Source organism: Rhodococcus sp. H29-C3, assembly GCF_030063405.1.
In the GTDB taxonomy this organism is placed as follows: Bacteria; Actinomycetota; Actinomycetes; order Mycobacteriales; family Mycobacteriaceae; genus Rhodococcoides.
In genome coordinates this window covers 370,900-387,115 of record NZ_JASITC010000002.1, presented here as the reverse complement: position 1 = coordinate 387,115, position 16,216 = coordinate 370,900, and the positions used below count along the sequence as shown (strand labels likewise).

General features: G+C 60.8%; 16 protein-coding genes. 1 reads left to right on the top strand and 15 read right to left on the bottom strand.

Annotated features, from left to right (window positions below):
- Window positions 1–95 precede the first annotated feature (95 nt).
- The gene (locus QMK32_RS05880) at window positions 96–923 is read right to left on the bottom strand and encodes a hypothetical protein (protein ID WP_283473645.1); all 828 of its coding nucleotides are present in this window, start codon (window positions 921–923) and stop codon (window positions 96–98) included.
- Between the two features lie 63 nt (window positions 924–986).
- Here QMK32_RS05880 and QMK32_RS05875 point away from each other — a divergent pair, with 63 nt between their 5' ends.
- Window positions 987–1,739, top strand: a complete 753-nt coding sequence (locus QMK32_RS05875) for a lysophospholipid acyltransferase family protein (protein WP_283473644.1) — start codon at window positions 987–989, stop codon at window positions 1,737–1,739.
- Window positions 1,740–1,808: 69 nt separating this feature from the next.
- On the opposite strand, the gene QMK32_RS05870 is transcribed toward QMK32_RS05875, so the two are convergent.
- From QMK32_RS05870 to QMK32_RS05805, 14 genes are all read right to left on the bottom strand, one after another.
- Window positions 1,809–2,315 (bottom strand): nuclear transport factor 2 family protein, encoded by a 507-nt coding sequence (locus tag QMK32_RS05870; protein WP_283473641.1) that lies wholly within the window; start codon window positions 2,313–2,315, stop codon window positions 1,809–1,811.
- Between the two features lie 92 nt (window positions 2,316–2,407).
- Window positions 2,408–3,151 carry a CPBP family intramembrane glutamic endopeptidase gene (locus QMK32_RS05865; RefSeq protein WP_283473639.1) on the bottom strand — a complete coding sequence of 248 codons (744 nt, stop codon included), beginning with the start codon at window positions 3,149–3,151 and terminating at the stop codon, window positions 2,408–2,410.
- 318 nt (window positions 3,152–3,469) lie between these two features.
- Window positions 3,470–4,501 carry an acyl-CoA dehydrogenase family protein gene (locus tag QMK32_RS05860; protein WP_283473638.1) on the bottom strand — a complete coding sequence of 344 codons (1,032 nt, stop codon included), beginning with the start codon at window positions 4,499–4,501 and terminating at the stop codon, window positions 3,470–3,472.
- Window positions 4,501–5,640: an acyl-CoA dehydrogenase family protein gene (locus QMK32_RS05855; protein WP_283473637.1), complete on the bottom strand. Its 1,140-nt coding sequence runs from the start codon at window positions 5,638–5,640 to the stop codon at window positions 4,501–4,503. Before QMK32_RS05855 ends, QMK32_RS05860 begins: the two co-directional genes overlap by 1 nt.
- A gap of 3 nt (window positions 5,641–5,643) precedes the next feature.
- Entirely contained in the window at window positions 5,644–6,261 is a 618-nt protein-coding gene (locus tag QMK32_RS05850; RefSeq protein WP_283473635.1) for a TetR/AcrR family transcriptional regulator, read from the bottom strand.
- A 33-nt stretch (window positions 6,262–6,294) separates the two neighbouring features.
- Window positions 6,295–7,098 carry a crotonase/enoyl-CoA hydratase family protein gene (locus tag QMK32_RS05845; RefSeq protein WP_283473634.1) on the bottom strand — a complete coding sequence of 268 codons (804 nt, stop codon included), beginning with the start codon at window positions 7,096–7,098 and terminating at the stop codon, window positions 6,295–6,297.
- Complete coding sequence (locus QMK32_RS05840) at window positions 7,098–7,862, bottom strand: SDR family NAD(P)-dependent oxidoreductase (protein WP_283473633.1); 765 nt, start codon at window positions 7,860–7,862, stop codon at window positions 7,098–7,100. Before QMK32_RS05840 ends, QMK32_RS05845 begins: the two co-directional genes overlap by 1 nt.
- A 31-nt stretch (window positions 7,863–7,893) precedes the next feature.
- Window positions 7,894–9,075 carry a thiolase family protein gene (locus tag QMK32_RS05835; protein ID WP_283473632.1) on the bottom strand — a complete coding sequence of 394 codons (1,182 nt, stop codon included), beginning with the start codon at window positions 9,073–9,075 and terminating at the stop codon, window positions 7,894–7,896.
- Window positions 9,072–10,613 carry an acyl-CoA synthetase gene (locus QMK32_RS05830; RefSeq protein ID WP_283473630.1) on the bottom strand — a complete coding sequence of 514 codons (1,542 nt, stop codon included), beginning with the start codon at window positions 10,611–10,613 and terminating at the stop codon, window positions 9,072–9,074. Before QMK32_RS05830 ends, QMK32_RS05835 begins: the two co-directional genes overlap by 4 nt.
- Window positions 10,614–10,647: 34 nt before the next feature.
- Window positions 10,648–11,805, bottom strand: coding sequence for an acyl-CoA dehydrogenase family protein (locus QMK32_RS05825; RefSeq protein WP_283473628.1), 1,158 nt, complete (start codon window positions 11,803–11,805; stop codon window positions 10,648–10,650).
- Between the two features lie 61 nt (window positions 11,806–11,866).
- Window positions 11,867–12,682, bottom strand: coding sequence for a crotonase/enoyl-CoA hydratase family protein (locus tag QMK32_RS05820; RefSeq protein ID WP_283473626.1), 816 nt, complete (start codon window positions 12,680–12,682; stop codon window positions 11,867–11,869).
- Window positions 12,683–12,721: 39 nt separating this feature from the next.
- A complete protein-coding gene (locus tag QMK32_RS05815; protein WP_283473624.1) occupies window positions 12,722–14,233 on the bottom strand; it encodes a TRAP transporter large permease in 1,512 nt (503 codons plus the stop codon).
- The gene (locus tag QMK32_RS05810; protein WP_283473622.1) at window positions 14,226–14,834 is read right to left on the bottom strand and encodes a TRAP transporter small permease subunit; all 609 of its coding nucleotides are present in this window, start codon (window positions 14,832–14,834) and stop codon (window positions 14,226–14,228) included. The genes QMK32_RS05815 and QMK32_RS05810 overlap by 8 nt, the downstream gene beginning before the upstream one ends.
- A complete protein-coding gene (locus QMK32_RS05805; RefSeq protein WP_283473621.1) occupies window positions 14,831–16,000 on the bottom strand; it encodes a C4-dicarboxylate TRAP transporter substrate-binding protein in 1,170 nt (389 codons plus the stop codon). The genes QMK32_RS05810 and QMK32_RS05805 overlap by 4 nt, the downstream gene beginning before the upstream one ends.
- Window positions 16,001–16,216: the final 216 nt, after the last annotated feature.

The window sequence follows — 16,216 nt, the reverse complement described above, 5'->3', positions numbered from 1 at the left end:
GCATCCGACCGCATGAACGGCGCCCTGAAACTATCTGATCGTATGAATGGACCATTCAAGCGGGCGGGCGAGGGCACGGGCGGGCGGCAATACCCTCACACGACGTCACCGATGCAGTACCCGTTGGACCCGACCGTCAGGGTGAAGATCCGGTTCTGTTCGACTCCGGAAACGTCGGTGACGTCGGCATAGACCGTGGTGTACTCGCCGTCGTTGGCGGCAACATAGACGCTGTCCGGTTTGTACGACGCCGATCCGGTCAGCCGGCCGGGATTGTTTGCCAATGGCGCAGTGGTCGCCGCGCCCGTGCGCTGCGGGTCCCAAATGGCCCGGGTGTCGCATACGAGCGGGTAGTCGCCTTCTAGGTCGGCGGGGTTCACCGGGGTGCCCGTGAAGCGGCCGAGATACCGCTCGACGGTGTATTCGGCTTCGGTGTCCGTGTAAGCGCCGGACGAGCCCCCCGGAAATACCGCCGGACACGCATACCCGGAGGCGATCTCGCTGCGTTTGACGCTGAGTGTGATGGCTGGGCTACTCCAGGTGACCGCGTATTGCCCGTCGACGCCGGGGACTGCGGCGGCGTCGAGGATCGATGCGACGTCGCTGTAGCGGGCTGGGACCTCTGACGGCGGGACAGTCCAGCACTTCGCCGTTACCGCAGGGACGCCGCCTGCATCGAGGTCGGTGAGGAATGCCCGTAAGGCTCCGGCGGCCTCGGGGTTCGTGGAAACTTCGCCGACGGCCGGGCCCACCGGTGAAGGTGTGGTCGAGGGTGGTGTGGTGGCGGGCGGCGTTGTCGTAGCCGTTGCCGAGCGTGTCTCGGTGGGAATGCCCTGTTGGCCGTCACCCCCACATGCGGTGAGCGTGAGAACTGCCCCGAACAGTCCCACACTTGCGAAAACGATGCCTCTACGCGAACTCATCTACAGCTGACCTTCCGACTGCGTCTTCTCCCCTGGGTCTTCCAGCGACTACGCTAGCCGACTGTGGAACCCGTCTATCGATCTGTCATCGGCATTGCTCGTGTGGTCTTCGCGCTGGAGGGCCTGAAATTCAAGGTTGTGGGTGAGGAGAACATCCCTGCCACCGGTGGCGCGGTCATAGCCGTCAACCACACCGGATACCTGGACTTCACCTACGCCGGAATACCGCCGCGCAGGGTGAAGCGGTACATCCGCTTCATGGCCAAGAAGGAAGTGTTCGACAACAAGATTTCGGGTCCGATCATGCGATCGCTGAAGCACATTCCGGTGGATCGTGGAGCAGGTGCGGATTCCTATAAGGCCGCCGTGGCGGATCTGCGCAATGGCGAGCTGGTCGGGGTGTACCCGGAGGCCACCATCAGTCGCAGCTTCGAAATCAAGGAATTCAAGTCCGGAGCAGCGAGAATGGCGATCGAGGCCGGCGTGCCGATCATTCCGACGGTCATCTGGGGTGCGCAGCGAGTCTGGACCAAAGGCTTCCCGAAGCGATTGGGACGCACCAACACTCCCATCTCGATTGCGGTCGGCAAGCCGATCGAGCCGGTCGGTCCACCGAGTGAGCTCACCGAGAAGCTCCATTCGGTGATGCAGGAGATGCTGCTGGCTTTGCAGGAAGACTACGACCACGAGCCGGGCGAGTATTGGGTTCCGGCTCGTCTCGGAGGTAGTGCGCCCACGTTGGAGCAGGCAGACAAGCTCGATGCCGAGGATCTTGCAGCGAGAAATGCTGCGCGGGAAGCGAAGAAGTCCAAGTAGAGCCTGAGCACGCTACCTGCGGCATGTGCGCTGACCCGCGCACATGCCGTCAGGCGCTGTCTTTCGGCTCTAGCGGTCGTGGAACCCTGGGGTCGAATCGACGCGTAGGCGGGTCAGATTCCGGTAGCTGATCAGCCACCGACCGTCCTCCAGACGGTATTCCTCGTGGTAGTGGCCGTATCCATGAAGGTGCTCGGTCGTGCCGGTGGCCGTGTTGATCCACCACAGTTTGTCCTCCATCGCCCAGATACCCGTGGCGGTGGTCGGCGAAGTCAGCGTGATCTCCGGGGTGTGGCCGTGGTGCACGCTGGTGACCGTGACCGCGCCGTCGAGCGTGCTCCGAATAGCCGCGGCCAACGCCTGCGAACCGGTCACCTGTTGGCCGATTTTGGAGGCGTCGGTCTGCGGGGCAGCGTCGGGACTTGCCCATGAATCGCTGACTACGTCGTCGGTATGGAAGCCCGCGTAGCGGTCCCATTCCTTGTTGTCCATGCATCGCAGGCGGGCGGCGAAGAGCTGCTTGATCTTCTCGATCGCCAGCAGTTTGTCGAGTGCGTCGCTCGCGTTGATCGTCATATCGGTCCACGGTGCCAGGCTCTGGGGTGTGGTCGAGTCGAATTTCCGCTGGATGGGATACGTGCGACCGGAGTGGCCGCAGTGCGCTGATTTCAGGACATCGACGCTTGCCACACCAACGCAGCGGCGAGTGCGCCGATGCCGTTGAGTGACCAGTGCAACGCGATCGGGGCGATCAGACTGCCGCTGCGGCGTCGCAGCCAGGTGAAGACGAAGCCTGCGGCGGCTGTCGCGATGACCGCGGCCACGATGCCTGCGATCTGACCGAACACCCCGCCGCCGAGGAAATTGCTCAGCCCCGCATTGCCCGCGGTCAGTCCGAGTGACGACGCGATATGCCAGAGGCCGAAGAGCAGTGATCCGGCGGCGAAGATGCCACGGGCACCATAGATGCGTCCGAGCGTGCCGTGCAGTACGCCGCGGAAGGCCAACTCCTCGGGGATGACCGTTTGCAACGGGATGACGATCATCGACGCGACGAGCGCGGCCGAGATGGTGGCGTACCGATCCGCCATGAAGAACGGCCTGGTCATCGGCAGCAGAGCTCCGATCGCAACGACGGTGACGACGAGTCCGACGGCACCGAGAGCGTAGATCGAACCAGTCTTCCATTGCTTCGGTGACAGGCCCAGTTCGGCCCAGCCGAGTCCGCGGCGTCGGGTCAGTGCGACGAGGACGACGGCCGCGATGGGTACCGTTGCGATGCTGGCCCACACCGTGGTGAAGTGCGCGATCAGGTTGGTACCGACGAGCACCAGAACGACGACCGCAACATCAAGGTACGCGTGGAATCCGCGTCGGCGAGATGCCTTCGCGTCGGCCTGGGTCATGAGCATCCCACTAAGTGTACGGAAAACCTGTTTGGTGCCGAAGCGACTACGGCCTGCAGTGTGATCGAATCCTCACCTCGGCTGGGTGGCCCGGCGCAAGCCCCGCAACGCCGGCACGACCCTCGCGCACCGCCCCACAGTCGTCGGCAGCGGAGTGCTTGTAGGTCCGGCAGGCCTCGCGTCGATATTGTCACTGAGTCGGGCACGGTGACGAAGATGCGGTTCTACGCCGAACCGACTGTCGTGCCACAGGGACGAAATGCGCGTTCGTGGTGTAGAAACCGGACTTACTCGAGGAAGTAGTGGAAGGCAACCGCGCCGCGGTCAATCGACTATCAGCGGCCACACGCCTACGCTGCCAGCCTTCGCAATCGCGTGGGTGAGCACGTTGTCCCAGTGCCGTACCGATTCACATTCCGACCTCCAAGCCAAAATTCGATTCGTATACATGTGCAATTCATGCTCACTGGTGAAGCCGATTGCGCCGAATGCCTGATGGGCGTTGCGAGCGACCAGCGTCGCCGCGTGTCCCGCGCATGACTTTGCGGCCGCTATGGCGAAAGCAGCCTGGTCGCTGTCGAAGCCATGCTCTACCGCGGCGACCACAGCAGCATCGGCAGCAGCACGCGCCAACAGGCCCTCGGTAGCGATATCGGCGGCCATGAACTGTACGGCCTGGAATTTGGCGAGAGTGCGTCCGAATTGCGTGCGCGCAGTGGTGTGGGCGACCACCAGATCGAGGACACGTTCCATGGCACCGACCATGAGCAGCGCGTTTGCTAGAGCGCCGCGGAGCAGAAGCGTCAGTCCGAGATCTGTCTCCACACTGGCAGATGTACCCATGAGATTGTCGAGGTTTACTCGCACATCGCCGCGAGGCTCTCCCGCGATGTTGCGATCCAGGTCGATCTCGAATGCGCCGCGGTCAACGTCCTCAACCAACCAACCTGCCTCCACCTGCCAGGCCACAACGATACGGTCGACCTCGTTCGCCCAAGGCACATTGCGAGCGGTTCCGCTCGAGTCCAGAACACAGGCTGTACGGATCAGGTCGTCCGCTGCCCCGATGCCCGCTAGGCCGAGCAGCCAGTGTGCCAACAGGTCATTTTCAACGACTGGAAGGCTGACTGCGTGGCGCCCTGCGGTCGAGAGCAACAGTGCCGCTTCGGCCCAAGTAGCGTCGCTGCCGCCTTGCTCCGTGGACGCGGTTAGTCGAGTGAGGCCCAACTCGTCAAGCGTTGACCAGAAGACACGGTCAATCTCGATCGGCCCTGTGACAACGGGGCTAGTCGCCCGATAGCTGGACATAACCCCGTCGAGCATGTCGGCGAGGTCCTGGTTGTCGGTATCAGTCATCAGCGCATTCCCAATCCCCGCGCGACAACGCCGCGCAGAACTTCTGAGGTGCCGCCACGCAGTGTGAATCCCGGACGCTGCATGAGGCTCGAACGTAAAAGCTCGGTGAAGTCCACCTGCGTGTCACCCGTGATCTCCTCGACGAGCTCGGCGACGTCGCCTTCGACTTCAGTGCCGAGGATCTTCACCACAGCCGCGGCGGTGTCTGCGCTTTCGCCGCGCGAGAGTGCCCCCGCGATGGCAGTCGACATTTGGTGGAGACCAAACATTCGGCCCGTGAGCCGTCCGATGCCGGGGTCTGCCGGGAGTCGGTCTTTTGCGACCTCGTCTACCGCCGCGGCCAGCAGCGCGAAGGTCGACATGAATCTTTCGGGGCCGCTGCGCTCGAAGCCGAGTTCGGAGGTCACTTGCTGCCAACCGTCGCCAATAGTGCCCATGACCAGCTCATCCGGTACGAAAACAGAATCAAGAATCACTTCGTTGAAATGATGGTCTCCGGACATTGTGTAGACCGGCCGTATTTCTACGCCGGGGCTGTCGAGCAGGACGATGAACTGGCTTAGGCCCGCGTGACGGTCTGAGGGATCGAGTGCGGAAGACCTGGCCAATAGGAAGAATGCGTGGGCTTTGTGGGCGCCGGATGTCCATAGTTTGGTCCCAGAGATAGTCCACCCACCTTCGGCTCGTGTGGCACGGGTCTTCACGCTGGCGAGATCAGAGCCTGATTCTGGCTCCGACATCCCGATGGCCCAGAAGATCTCTCCGCGCGCGATGCCTGGCAGGAAACGCTGCCGCTGGTCCTGCGAGCCGTATTTGAGCAAGGAAGGCGCCGCTTGTCGGTCGGCGATCCAATGAGCGGCGACTGGAGCGCCGACGGCGAGAAGTTCCTCCGTGACGACAAATCTCTCGAGGAACGTCCGGCCATGGCCGCCGTACTCCGTGGGGATAGTCATACCCAGCCATCCACGCTGAGCCAACTCGCGACTGAACGTTTCGTTCCACTGAGTAAGCCAGGTGTCGACGTTGGGTTTGAAGACTCCATCGTCGACCTGCTTTCGCACGAACGCTCGCACCTCTAGGCGGAGATCGTCCAAAGCCGCAGAACCCGGGTCAGGTTGCGGGATAAGACTTTTTGGCATGTGTCACTCCACACTCTTGCGTATGTCGGATATGTCGGGAGTTGGCATCGCCTCGACGATCACCAGCGCCAGATCGGTGTAGCGCTGAACGAGTTCGTCGACTGTGGTGCCGCCGTCAGGCCGGTACCAGTGGGCGATCGCATTGCACATCGCAGCGATGGCCCTTCTCGCATCCGTGGGGTTCTCAGTGTGAAAACTCCCGTCGCGAACCCCGTCGTCGATGATCTTTTGAAGGGTATGGAGCGGCTCGTGCTGGCGCGCTTCGTAGCTCTCCAAGTTGGCAGGTTCCAGGCTGCGTACCTCTGTTTGCACGAGTTGGCTCTGCTCCTGGTGCAGGGTACGAAATTTGACGAACGCGGTCACCATGGCACGAAGCTTGCTCTGCGCGGAAGAGTCACTGCAATCAAGCTCCGTACGACACATCATGAGGAATGTCTCGAGTCCGTCGTCGAGGATCGCTACCAACAACTCTTGCTTGCTGGCGTAGTGGTAGTAAAGGGCCGATAGGCTCATTTCCGCGCGCTTGGCGATCGAGCGAATCGACGCGCCACCGTAGCCGAACTCTACGAACTCACTCCGCGCGATATCAATGAATTCTCGCTGCTTTGTGGTCGGTGCCATGAATGCTCCTGTCATCCTCAGTCCATCCGGCAATCACTGACGGTGTGCGAAATAGGCTGGCATGTCCTGGTGGGTTGCGCCCCAGCGGGGTGCTCTACCCTCACGGAAAGCCAGTGCGCCTTCATACGCATCGGCTGACGAGCGCACGGGTGCGTAGATCTCCCACATTCGCTCAAATTCTTCCTCACTGCTCCAGTCTCGAGATTTGATCAAAATTTCTTTGGTCGACCGCACCGCCATCGGTCCATTTTTCGCAATCTTCTGGCCGAGTTCGATGGCGACGGTCCGGGACTCGCCGGCGGCGGTCAGTCGATTGACCAAGCCCGCCTGCTTCGCGACCGCGGCGCTGATGGGCTCGCCGGTCAGCGCCATCTCCATGGCTAATTGATAGGGCACTCGGCGAGGCAGCCTCATCAGGCCACCCGCACCGGCGAGAAGCGCACGTTTAACTTCGGGCAACCCGAACATGGCGGTCTCATCGGCAACGACGAGATCGCAGGCCAACACGATTTCCATACCGCCACCGAGCGCGAAGCCGTTGACCGCAGCAATGAGCGGCTTGTCGGGAGGGCTTTCGATGAACCCAGCAAACCCGCGGCCGGGGACAACAGGTGCCGGCTCGCCGGCAACGAAGGCCTTCAGGTCCGTTCCCGCGCAAAATACGCTGCCGGTGCCGGTCAGGACACAGGCACGAAGGTCATCTCGCTTGTCTAGTTCCTGCATGGCGGCACCGATTGCCTTGGCGGTCTTCATGTCGATGGCGTTGCGAGAGTTGGGGCGGTCGATCGTGATGATCTGGACACCATCTATTACGTCGACGAGCACTTGATCAGCCATTACCGGGCCGCCATGCGGATCGCACCGTCAATGCGGATGGTTTCGCCATTGAGCATGGCATTGTCCACGATGTGCAGGGCCAACTGGGCGAACTCGCTTGCGCGGCCCATCCTCGATGGATGGGGGACCTGAGCCGCCAGCCCATCTCGAATCTCCTGCGAATGTCGCGCGAGGATCGGGGTATCAAAGATTCCGGGGGCGATACTGTTGACACGGACCTGCTTGCGGGCGAGGTCGCGGGCGGCGACGATTGTCATACCGACAACGCCCGCTTTGGAGGCGGCGTATGGAATTTGTCCGATCTGCCCCTCCCAGGCTGCAACAGAAGCGGTCATGATGATGACGCCTCGCTCGCCCTCTTCCGACTCGTTGAACACCATGCGGGCGGCGGCGAGGCGCAAAACGTTGAAGCTGCCGATCAGGTTTGTTCGTACCACGGCCTCGTAATCCTCTAGGGACCCTGGATTGCCGTCACGATCGACCACGCGCACAGTTGCCCCGCGCCCCGCACAATGGACAGTCGCGCGTATCGGCCCCTTTGATTCGGCCACGTCCAGTGCTGCGTCGACGCCGACGGGATCGGTGACGTCGGAGGGGGAGAAGCTCACTAGTTCGCCAAACTCCGCAGCGACCTGCGCGCCCGCAGATGTTGGTAGATCAATGATGACAGTGGGCACCCCGCGCTTGACGAATTCTGCCACTGTGGCCAGTCCCAAGCCGGATGCGCCCCCGGTGACCACTGCCGATCCCTGTGAAATGTCCATGTTCGTTCGGTCTCCAGTTGTTGAAAGTGATTTACTGCGTGAGTGATTCGATGATCGTGGCGTTCGCCATGCCGCCGGCCTCGCACATGGTTTGCAGGCCGTATCGGCCACCGGTACGACGCAATTGATGGATCATTGTGGTCATCAAACGGGCACCTGACGCCCCGAGTGGGTGTCCGAGGGCCACAGCGCCGCCGAGCGGATTGATCAGGTCGTCAGAAATCTCGAACTCGGCCTGCCACGCCAGTGGCACAGACGCGAACGCCTCATTGACCTCGAAGGTGGAAATCTCTGACAGGTCCAGGCCACTGCGGCCGAGCACCTTTGCGGTGGCCGGGATGGGCCCTGTAAGCATCAGGACCGGGTCGTCGCCCACCACAGCGGAGGCCACCACGGCTGCGAGCGGTGTCAGTCCGAGTGCCGCAGCTGCCTCTTCCGACATGATGAGGAGCGCCGATGCGCCGTCGGTGATCTGTGACGAGTTACCAGCCGTGACGCTCCAGCCAACGTCTGGGAACTGTTCCTGCACCGATTCCGTGGCGAACACCGTCTTCAGCCCAGCCAACTTCTCCACAGTGGTGCTTTCGCGAATCGTCTCGTCGACGCTGACGAGGCCCTCCGGAGTCGCAATGGGGACGATCTCCTCGGCGAACCACCCCTCGGTACGAGCCTGTGCGGCGCGGGAATGCGAGCGGGCGGAGAACTCGTCGAGTTGCGTGCGGGTCAACCCCCACTTGTGCGCGATCAGATCGGCCGCCACGCCCTGCGAGGGAAGTTCGGGGAACCGCTCGCGGACGCGCGGGCCATGCGGATCCTGGCCAATTCGGTTGGATCCCATCGGCAACCGGCTCATTGACTCGACTCCGCCAGCGATGACGATGTCGTAGGCGCCCGCCATAACCCCCTGCACGGCGAAGTCGACTGCCTGCTGACCTGAGCCGCATTTACGCTCAATCGTCACTCCCGGAACATGCAGCGGGAAGCCGGCAGCTAGCACCGCCTGGCGGGCCGGGGTGCCGGACTGCTCCCCGGCCTGGTTGACGGCACCGACAATGACGTCATCAATTCGAGCGGGATCGAGACCGTTGCGGGCAACCAGTCCCGAGAGTACCTGGGCGAGTAGGTCAACCGGGTGCACGCCCGCAAGCGCGCCGCCGGGTTTCCCCTTACCCATCGGAGAACGGACGGCGTCGACAATCACAGCGCGCTTCATGATGAGACCTCCATAATCTTTCCTTTGACGAGTTTCCCAGTGTCAGTCCGCGGCAGGACATCTACGAAAGTTACCGACGTCGGGCACTTGTACCGAGCAATACGACTACGGCAGTACTCGATCAACTCGCCTGACACGGCATCAGTTGGCTCGATACCGTCGATCAGTTGCACAACGGCCTTCACGGCCTCTCCCATGTCCGCGTTGGGAACGCCGATGACAGCGACATCGAAGACTTTCGGATGCACACTGAGACAGTTCTCGATCTCTTGCGGATAGATATTGACTCCGCCCGAGATGATGGTGAACTTGGCTCGGTCCGTGAGGAACAGGTACTGGTCCTCGTCGAGATATCCAACATCGCCCACCGTCGCCCAGGTGGGGTTCAGCGGATTCCGCGACTCAGCAGTTTTCACTGGATCGTTGTGGTATTCGAAGGCGTAGTCGTCGCGTTCAAAGTAAACGAGCCCCACCTCGTTGGCTGGTAACTCCTCACCAGACTCGTTACAAATGTGCGCGATTCCGGTTGATGTGGGCCCACTCTGGCCGACGCTACCTGGCTTGCGGCGCCACTCCTCTGGGGAGATATTGACCCCGCCGATGGACTCGGTCGATGAGTAGTACTCATAGACGATCTCGCCCCACCAATCGATCATGGCCTGCTTGACCTCGACGGGGCATGGGGCTGCAGCGTGGATGGCCAGGCGCATCGCTGAAAGGTCGAAGCGCTCCCTCACCGCGTCCGGCAACCGCAGCATTCGGATGAAATGCGTCGGCACCCATTGACTGTGGGTCACGCGATATTTCTCCATGGCCGCCAGGCACTTCTCGGCATCAAACCTGTCCATCAAGACAACGGTGCCGCCCAACTCCTGTGCGCCAGTGCCATAACGCAGCGGCCCTGCGTGGTAGATGGGTGCCGGAGACATGTAAACCGACTCTGGACCGAATGCGAAGCGATCGCGCATGATCGCCGTAACATAAGTTCCGCGTGGGTCGTCGACCTGCACGTTCGCCACGATTGGCTTAATGCCCTTGGGGCGGCCGGTGGTGCCGGAGGAGTAGAGCATGTCTGCTCCGCGCGGCTGATCGGTGAACGGCACGGTACTCATCGACGCCATCTGCTCGGCGTAGGCGAGGTGGCCGGGTACGGTGCCACCGAAAGCCAGTCGCGCCTGCACTGCGGGGGTTCGGTCGACGATGCTCTCGGCCAGTTCAGCCAGGGGTGCGGAAACGATCAGGACCGCGGCCTGCGAGTCGTTGACGATGTACGCGACCTCTTCGGCGGCGAGATGACTATTGACCAACGTCACGTAGAGACCGGATCGGATAGCGCCCCAATACAATTCGAACACTGTCGCATCGTTCACGGACAAGATCGCAATGTGGTCGCCTCGCCGCAACCCCTGCTCGAAAAGCCAATGCGCGAACTGGACGGACCGACGCTCGAGTTGCGCGTAGGTGACGACGCGTCCCGTGCTTGCCTCGATGACCGCGGCCTTGTCCGGCTCGGTGTAGGCGTATGCGCCTGGATACATTACAGTTCCCGTCTACTCATTGGTGGGCGCGATTTCATAGTCCTGCGCTCTTCGCGATAATCGTTTTCATGACTTCGCTGGTCCCGCCATAGATGCGGGTAACGCGAGAATCGGCGTAGAGACGCGCGATGGGGTACTCAGTGATGTATCCGTAACCGCCGTGCAACTGCAAACATTTGTCGATGACTCGGCCGGCAACCTCGGTCGCATGCAATTTCGCCTTCGCTGCGTCCGCGGCGGTGAGTGCGCCGCGATCGAGAAGCTCCAAACACTGATCGACGTACACTCGCGCGACTTCAGTTTCCGTAATGCACTCAGCAAGAACAAATTTAGTGTTCTGAAACGAGGCAACGGGCTTACCGAACACCTTCCGGTCCCGCACATACTCGGTTGCATGCATGATCGCGGATTCGGCGTGCGCCACACTATTGAGCGCGATACTCAGCCGCTCCTGCGGGAGGTTGTGGGCGAGGTATCCGAACGCCTCGCCCGTCTCGCCAAGCAGGTTTTCGACGGGCACCAGGACGTCGCTGTAGGAGAGTTCCGCGGTGTCCTGCTGGTGCAGGCCGATCTTGTCAAGCTTGCGCCCGACGCTGAAGCCAGCTGAATTCGTCGGCACGCACAGAATTGAAATCCCGGCCCGACGGTCCTGCGGATCGTAAGCGGAGGTGCGGCACACCGTTAGGACCATGTCTGCGGTGACGCCGCCGGTGATGAAGGTCTTCGCACCATTCACGCGGTAGTGCGCTCCATCTTCGGTCAACGTCGCGCTCGTGGCAATGTTCGCGAGGTCCGACCCGGTTCCCGGTTCTGTCATCGCGATCGCGGTCATGAGTTCACCAGAAGCCATTCCGGGGATCCACCGCCGCTGCTGCTCTTGCGTCCCGTACCGCAGGATATAGGGCAGGACCAGGCAAGAGTGCACCGTGTACGAACCGAAAGAGGCGCCTGCGCGGGCGATCTCCTCGAACAGGATCGCTGCATACTTGAAACTTGCGTCGCCGCCGCCGCCATGCCCCTCCGGGGCAGCGATACCCAGAATCCCCAACTCGCCAAGTCGGAGGAAGAACTCACGCGGCGGGCGACCCAACTCATCCCAGGCCTCGCGATTCGGTACCACCTCTCGGGTGATGAATTCCCTTGCCATAGAACGAAATTCATCATGTTCCGGGTTGAATATCGTGCGATCCATTGATTACTCCTGAAGGTCTCGTCTGGTAACTCTCGGCTCACTGGCGCATAACCAGCGCGGCCTATTGGCCAATGAAGTCGCCGGGGCGCTTCTCCATGAACGCTGAAATGGCTTCGGCGTGATCCTCTGTGTGGTGGGCGAGCGGTTGCATGGCCGCTGAGAGTTCGAGGAGTCCGTCCAGACCCTGGCGCTGCGACTCGCGCAGCAGCGTCTTGGTCATGCGCAAGGTGTGCGGCGGGTTGACTGCCACACGTGCGGCCAGCTCCTGGGCACATGCCAACAGGTCTGCGGGCTCTACCACCCGTGAGACCATTCCCCAATCCAACGCGGTCTGCGCATCGACGCGGTCTCCCGTGAATGTCATCTCCGCGGCACGCGCCAAGCCGATCGCACGCGGCAACAACCACGCGCCCCCATCGCCGGGAATGATGCCGAGTTTGACGAAGCTCTCAGCGAAGAACGCCCGTGTCGATGCCACGCGCATGTCGCACATCATCGCCAGGTCGCAACCCGCGCCGATCGCAGCCCCGTTGACCGCCGCGATGATGGGCACCTCGCAGTTGTACATCGCTTTGGGGATGCGCTGGATTCCCCGGCGGTAGCCTTCGCGTTGCTGCTGCGGCGTTCCGCCGAACAAGCCCTCGCGGGCGGCCATGTCCTTGACATTGCCGCCGGCGGAGAATGCGGTACCCGCGCCGGTCAAGATGACGACCCGGGTGTTGTAGTCCTCGTTCGCCGCCTCTACGAGTGCGACGAGGCGGTCGATCACCGCAGCACCCGAGATGGGGTTACGGGAGTCGGGAAGGTTGAGCGTCCACGTGGTGACGTGGCCATCGGTGCCCGAGAGTATGACGTCGTGGATGGAATCAGTGGTCATGGAATGGGCTCCTTCGTTGGGCCGGTTCGAGCGAGGGGACTATGAGGCGGCCGAGTTCCCGGGCAACCAGAGGGCGATATCGGGGAAGAAGATCAAGAGCACAAGGATCCCGCCGCTCACGGCGACGAACCAAGCTACGCCCTTGAACACGTCCGACAGGCTGATGGGAACGCCTAGGTTTACTTCCTCACGCTGAGCAAGGCGGTGCACGATATAGGTCAGCATGCCGATCGGCGGAGTGACCAGGGCCAATTCGACAAGGATTACCATGAACACGCCGAACCAGATCATGTCGATGTCGAGCACCGTGAGCACCGGAATCAAGATGGGCACGGTCAGCAAAATCATGGCCAGCCCGTCCATGAACATGCCGAGGAGCAGGAAGACAATAATCAGGAGTAGTAAGAAGACGACGCGGGAAACGCCCATGTCGACAATAGCGCTGGTCAGCTTGTTCGCGATACCGCTCAGCGCGACGACTCGGGTGAGCACGTGCACGCCAATCAACAAGAGGAAGATCGCTGCCACGCCGGCAGCCGTGTCACGCAATGACGAGAGAAGTGTGCGGAAAAAGAACTTTGCACTCTTGTCGGGACCGAATATTGCGCCTAGAACAATGGCTGCGATCGCACCAACAGCGCCCGCTTCAGTTGCAGTGAAGATTCCGGTGAACATGCCGCCGATGATCAGAACCAGAATCAATGTGACTGGGACCATGTCCCACAGGGCGCGGATGCGCTCGGGCCAGCTGTACCGCTGTGTGGACCGTGGTGCCAAACTGGGATCCAACGTGCAACGAAGAACGATGAGCACGCCGTACGCCAGGGCTGTGATCAGCCCGGGAACCAACGCAGCGAGCAACTGCGGACCCACAGCGGTTTCAGCGACACCCGCATAGATCACCAAGACCACACTGGGCGGGATGAGCATGCCCAACGTCCCCGCCATTGTCACGACGCCGGTAGCCAGCGAGGGCTTGTATCCGGCCCGAATCATTTCCGGAATGGTTGTGCGGCCCAGCGCATAGGAGATTGCGATGGAACTACCACTCGACGCGGCCAACCCTGCGCCAGTGAAGTTGGTTGCGACGGCCAGCCCCCCGGGCATCCGTCCCAACCATATTTGCGCAGCGGAGAACAGTTTTCCCGTCAGATTGAAATTGCCCATCACAATGCCCATCAGAATGAAAAGCGGAATGACGGAAAGGCTCCAGCTTGCCGACGTGCTGAAGGGAATATCCTCGAAGGTCACAGCGACCGCGTTGGTGCCGGCGAGCTTCCACAACCCGAGTGCGCCCGCGGCGAGGATTGCGATACCGACGTGAACTCCGGCTATCAACAGGAGAACAGACAGCACGATCGTGAGGATACCGACGGTGCTGTCGGATATTTCGGGCATGATCAGCACTGCCAGGGCAAGAAGACCGGCCGCAGCAATGCAGCACCAGTACCCGTAGTCCCACAGTCGAGTTGCCCCCTCCTCGGACGGCGCTGCAATCTCAGGGGGTGTCGCCCCGCTGTGGTTCGCGACCATCGAATTGGTGTCAGACATTTGAACTCCTGGGGCGTCCGTCCTTGCACAGAACGATGAGTGTGGTCAGCAATTGCAGGGTGAATAGGCCGAACCCGATCGCCAGTACGATCTTTACCGGCCAAATTGGGATCATCAGTGAGCCGAGCGAAACCTGCTGGATACTGATAGAGAACTGCGCCGCGAGTATCGAATAATAGGTAAGCGCGCCGATGAAGAATAGTGCAATCGAAGCAACGAGAATATTAGATAGCCACAGTGAGGTTGGTGACAGTTTCTGGGTAAAAATCGGGGCCCTGATGTGGTCTCCAGTTAGTTCCGCATACCCCATTGCGAGCATCACGATGATGACCATGGACCAGTTTTGAGTGATCTCGAGAGTTCCCGGTAGCGGATTGTTGAAAATATTTCGTGCGCCTACTTCGATAACCACATGAATAGCCATGAACAACGTAACGATACCGCCGATCATTGCGCAGGCGTACAACGTTGATTTAAGCGCACTTTGCCAACCGAAAGACGGGCGTATCAGAGACGACTTAATGGTCACGTTATCCTCACAGTCTTGATGATTACCTTCGTATTCAGCAGTGCGGTGGCGGGGAATCGAGTTGCCGCTCACGGGCGCATCGGATCGAATACATTTTTCAGTACTGCCTCGCGGTAGGGTTCGAGGTCGAGGTCCACGGTCTTGGGATTATCAGGCAGCGCAGTGCTCTCGTCATAGCCGAGCCCGATCAGTCGCTCTTTCCACTCGGCCATCAGAGACGTGTAACGGTCGATATCCGCCTGGGGTTCTGCTAAGCCATCGGGCGCTTCTGAGGGGAGACTTTCGACCGTACGACGTTGATATGCCTTTACTGCTTCCGACATATCCGGGTCGGTGTCGAAGAACTGCACCCCATGTTCTGGGCCCTCGACCTGGAGACGTTGATTGAGGATCACTCCTTCCGCACGAAGGTATCCGTCGAACCAGGTGTAAGCCGAGTCCCATATTGCCTGCTGGGCATCCAAGGGGAGGCTGTTCCACAAGTCGTCGTTGATGACAACATATTGGGTGTATCCCGACAGTGGTGTTTTTATGTGGTAGGTCGCCACCTCCCACAACGACAAAGCAATCATGATTTTGGCGCTGGCCACCGTGCAGTCGATGACTCCCCGTTGAATACCCTCGTAAATCTCGCCGGTCGGCAGGCTAACGGGAACCATTCCCAATGCCTCCAGTTCGCCATCGATGAATCCACCGGCGCTGCGCACCCGCTTGCCTCGGGCTTCGTCCAAGTTGCGCACTGGTTCTTTGCACGCCAAGTCGTAGTTGCTGATCGGGCTCCAGTTGAAAAGCTGTTTCATACCTTGCTCTTCGAACTGCGAATTGATGAGTGGGTCTGTCATCGCGAACTGTGCGTTCGCGGCAAAACCCTGAAGAATGCCCAACGGGTATTCCGACTCGACCATGCTGGCCAGTTCAGTTACCCAATCTGTCATAGGAAATTCGGATGGGTAATAACTAGGTGTGAACATCCCCATATCGGCAATTCCGCCGCGGACGCCTTGCGCCATCTCGGCGCCATCGAGCAGGCTACCGCCCCAGTACTCGTCGAATGTAATTTTCCCATCGGTGCGCTCGGCTACTTCCTTCGCGAAGCTCCGAAAAGGACCAGCGGACGACACCCCCGTGTAGTCCGCGTACCTGAGAGTGACTGGATCCATCTCACTGAGGCTGTCGCCGGTGATGTTGTGCCCTCCACTGCTGCAACCAGCGAGCAGCAGGGCAAATGAGACAACCACAGCCGCGAACGTCCTGAATCTCGGGGCGAGGCCGGTCTTTGGTCGCACAGGTAACGCCTCTCGATCGTTGGATGCCCGCGTAAGGGAATCGCTGGGGTGCGCTCGGACTTTGCCGTGGCAGCAGTGGGGTGTTGGGTGTTACCGAACTAACTTTTTCGAACGTTCGTTAAACGTATCTCACCACTGGCTGGCTGTCCAGAGAAAATCAGTCACTGC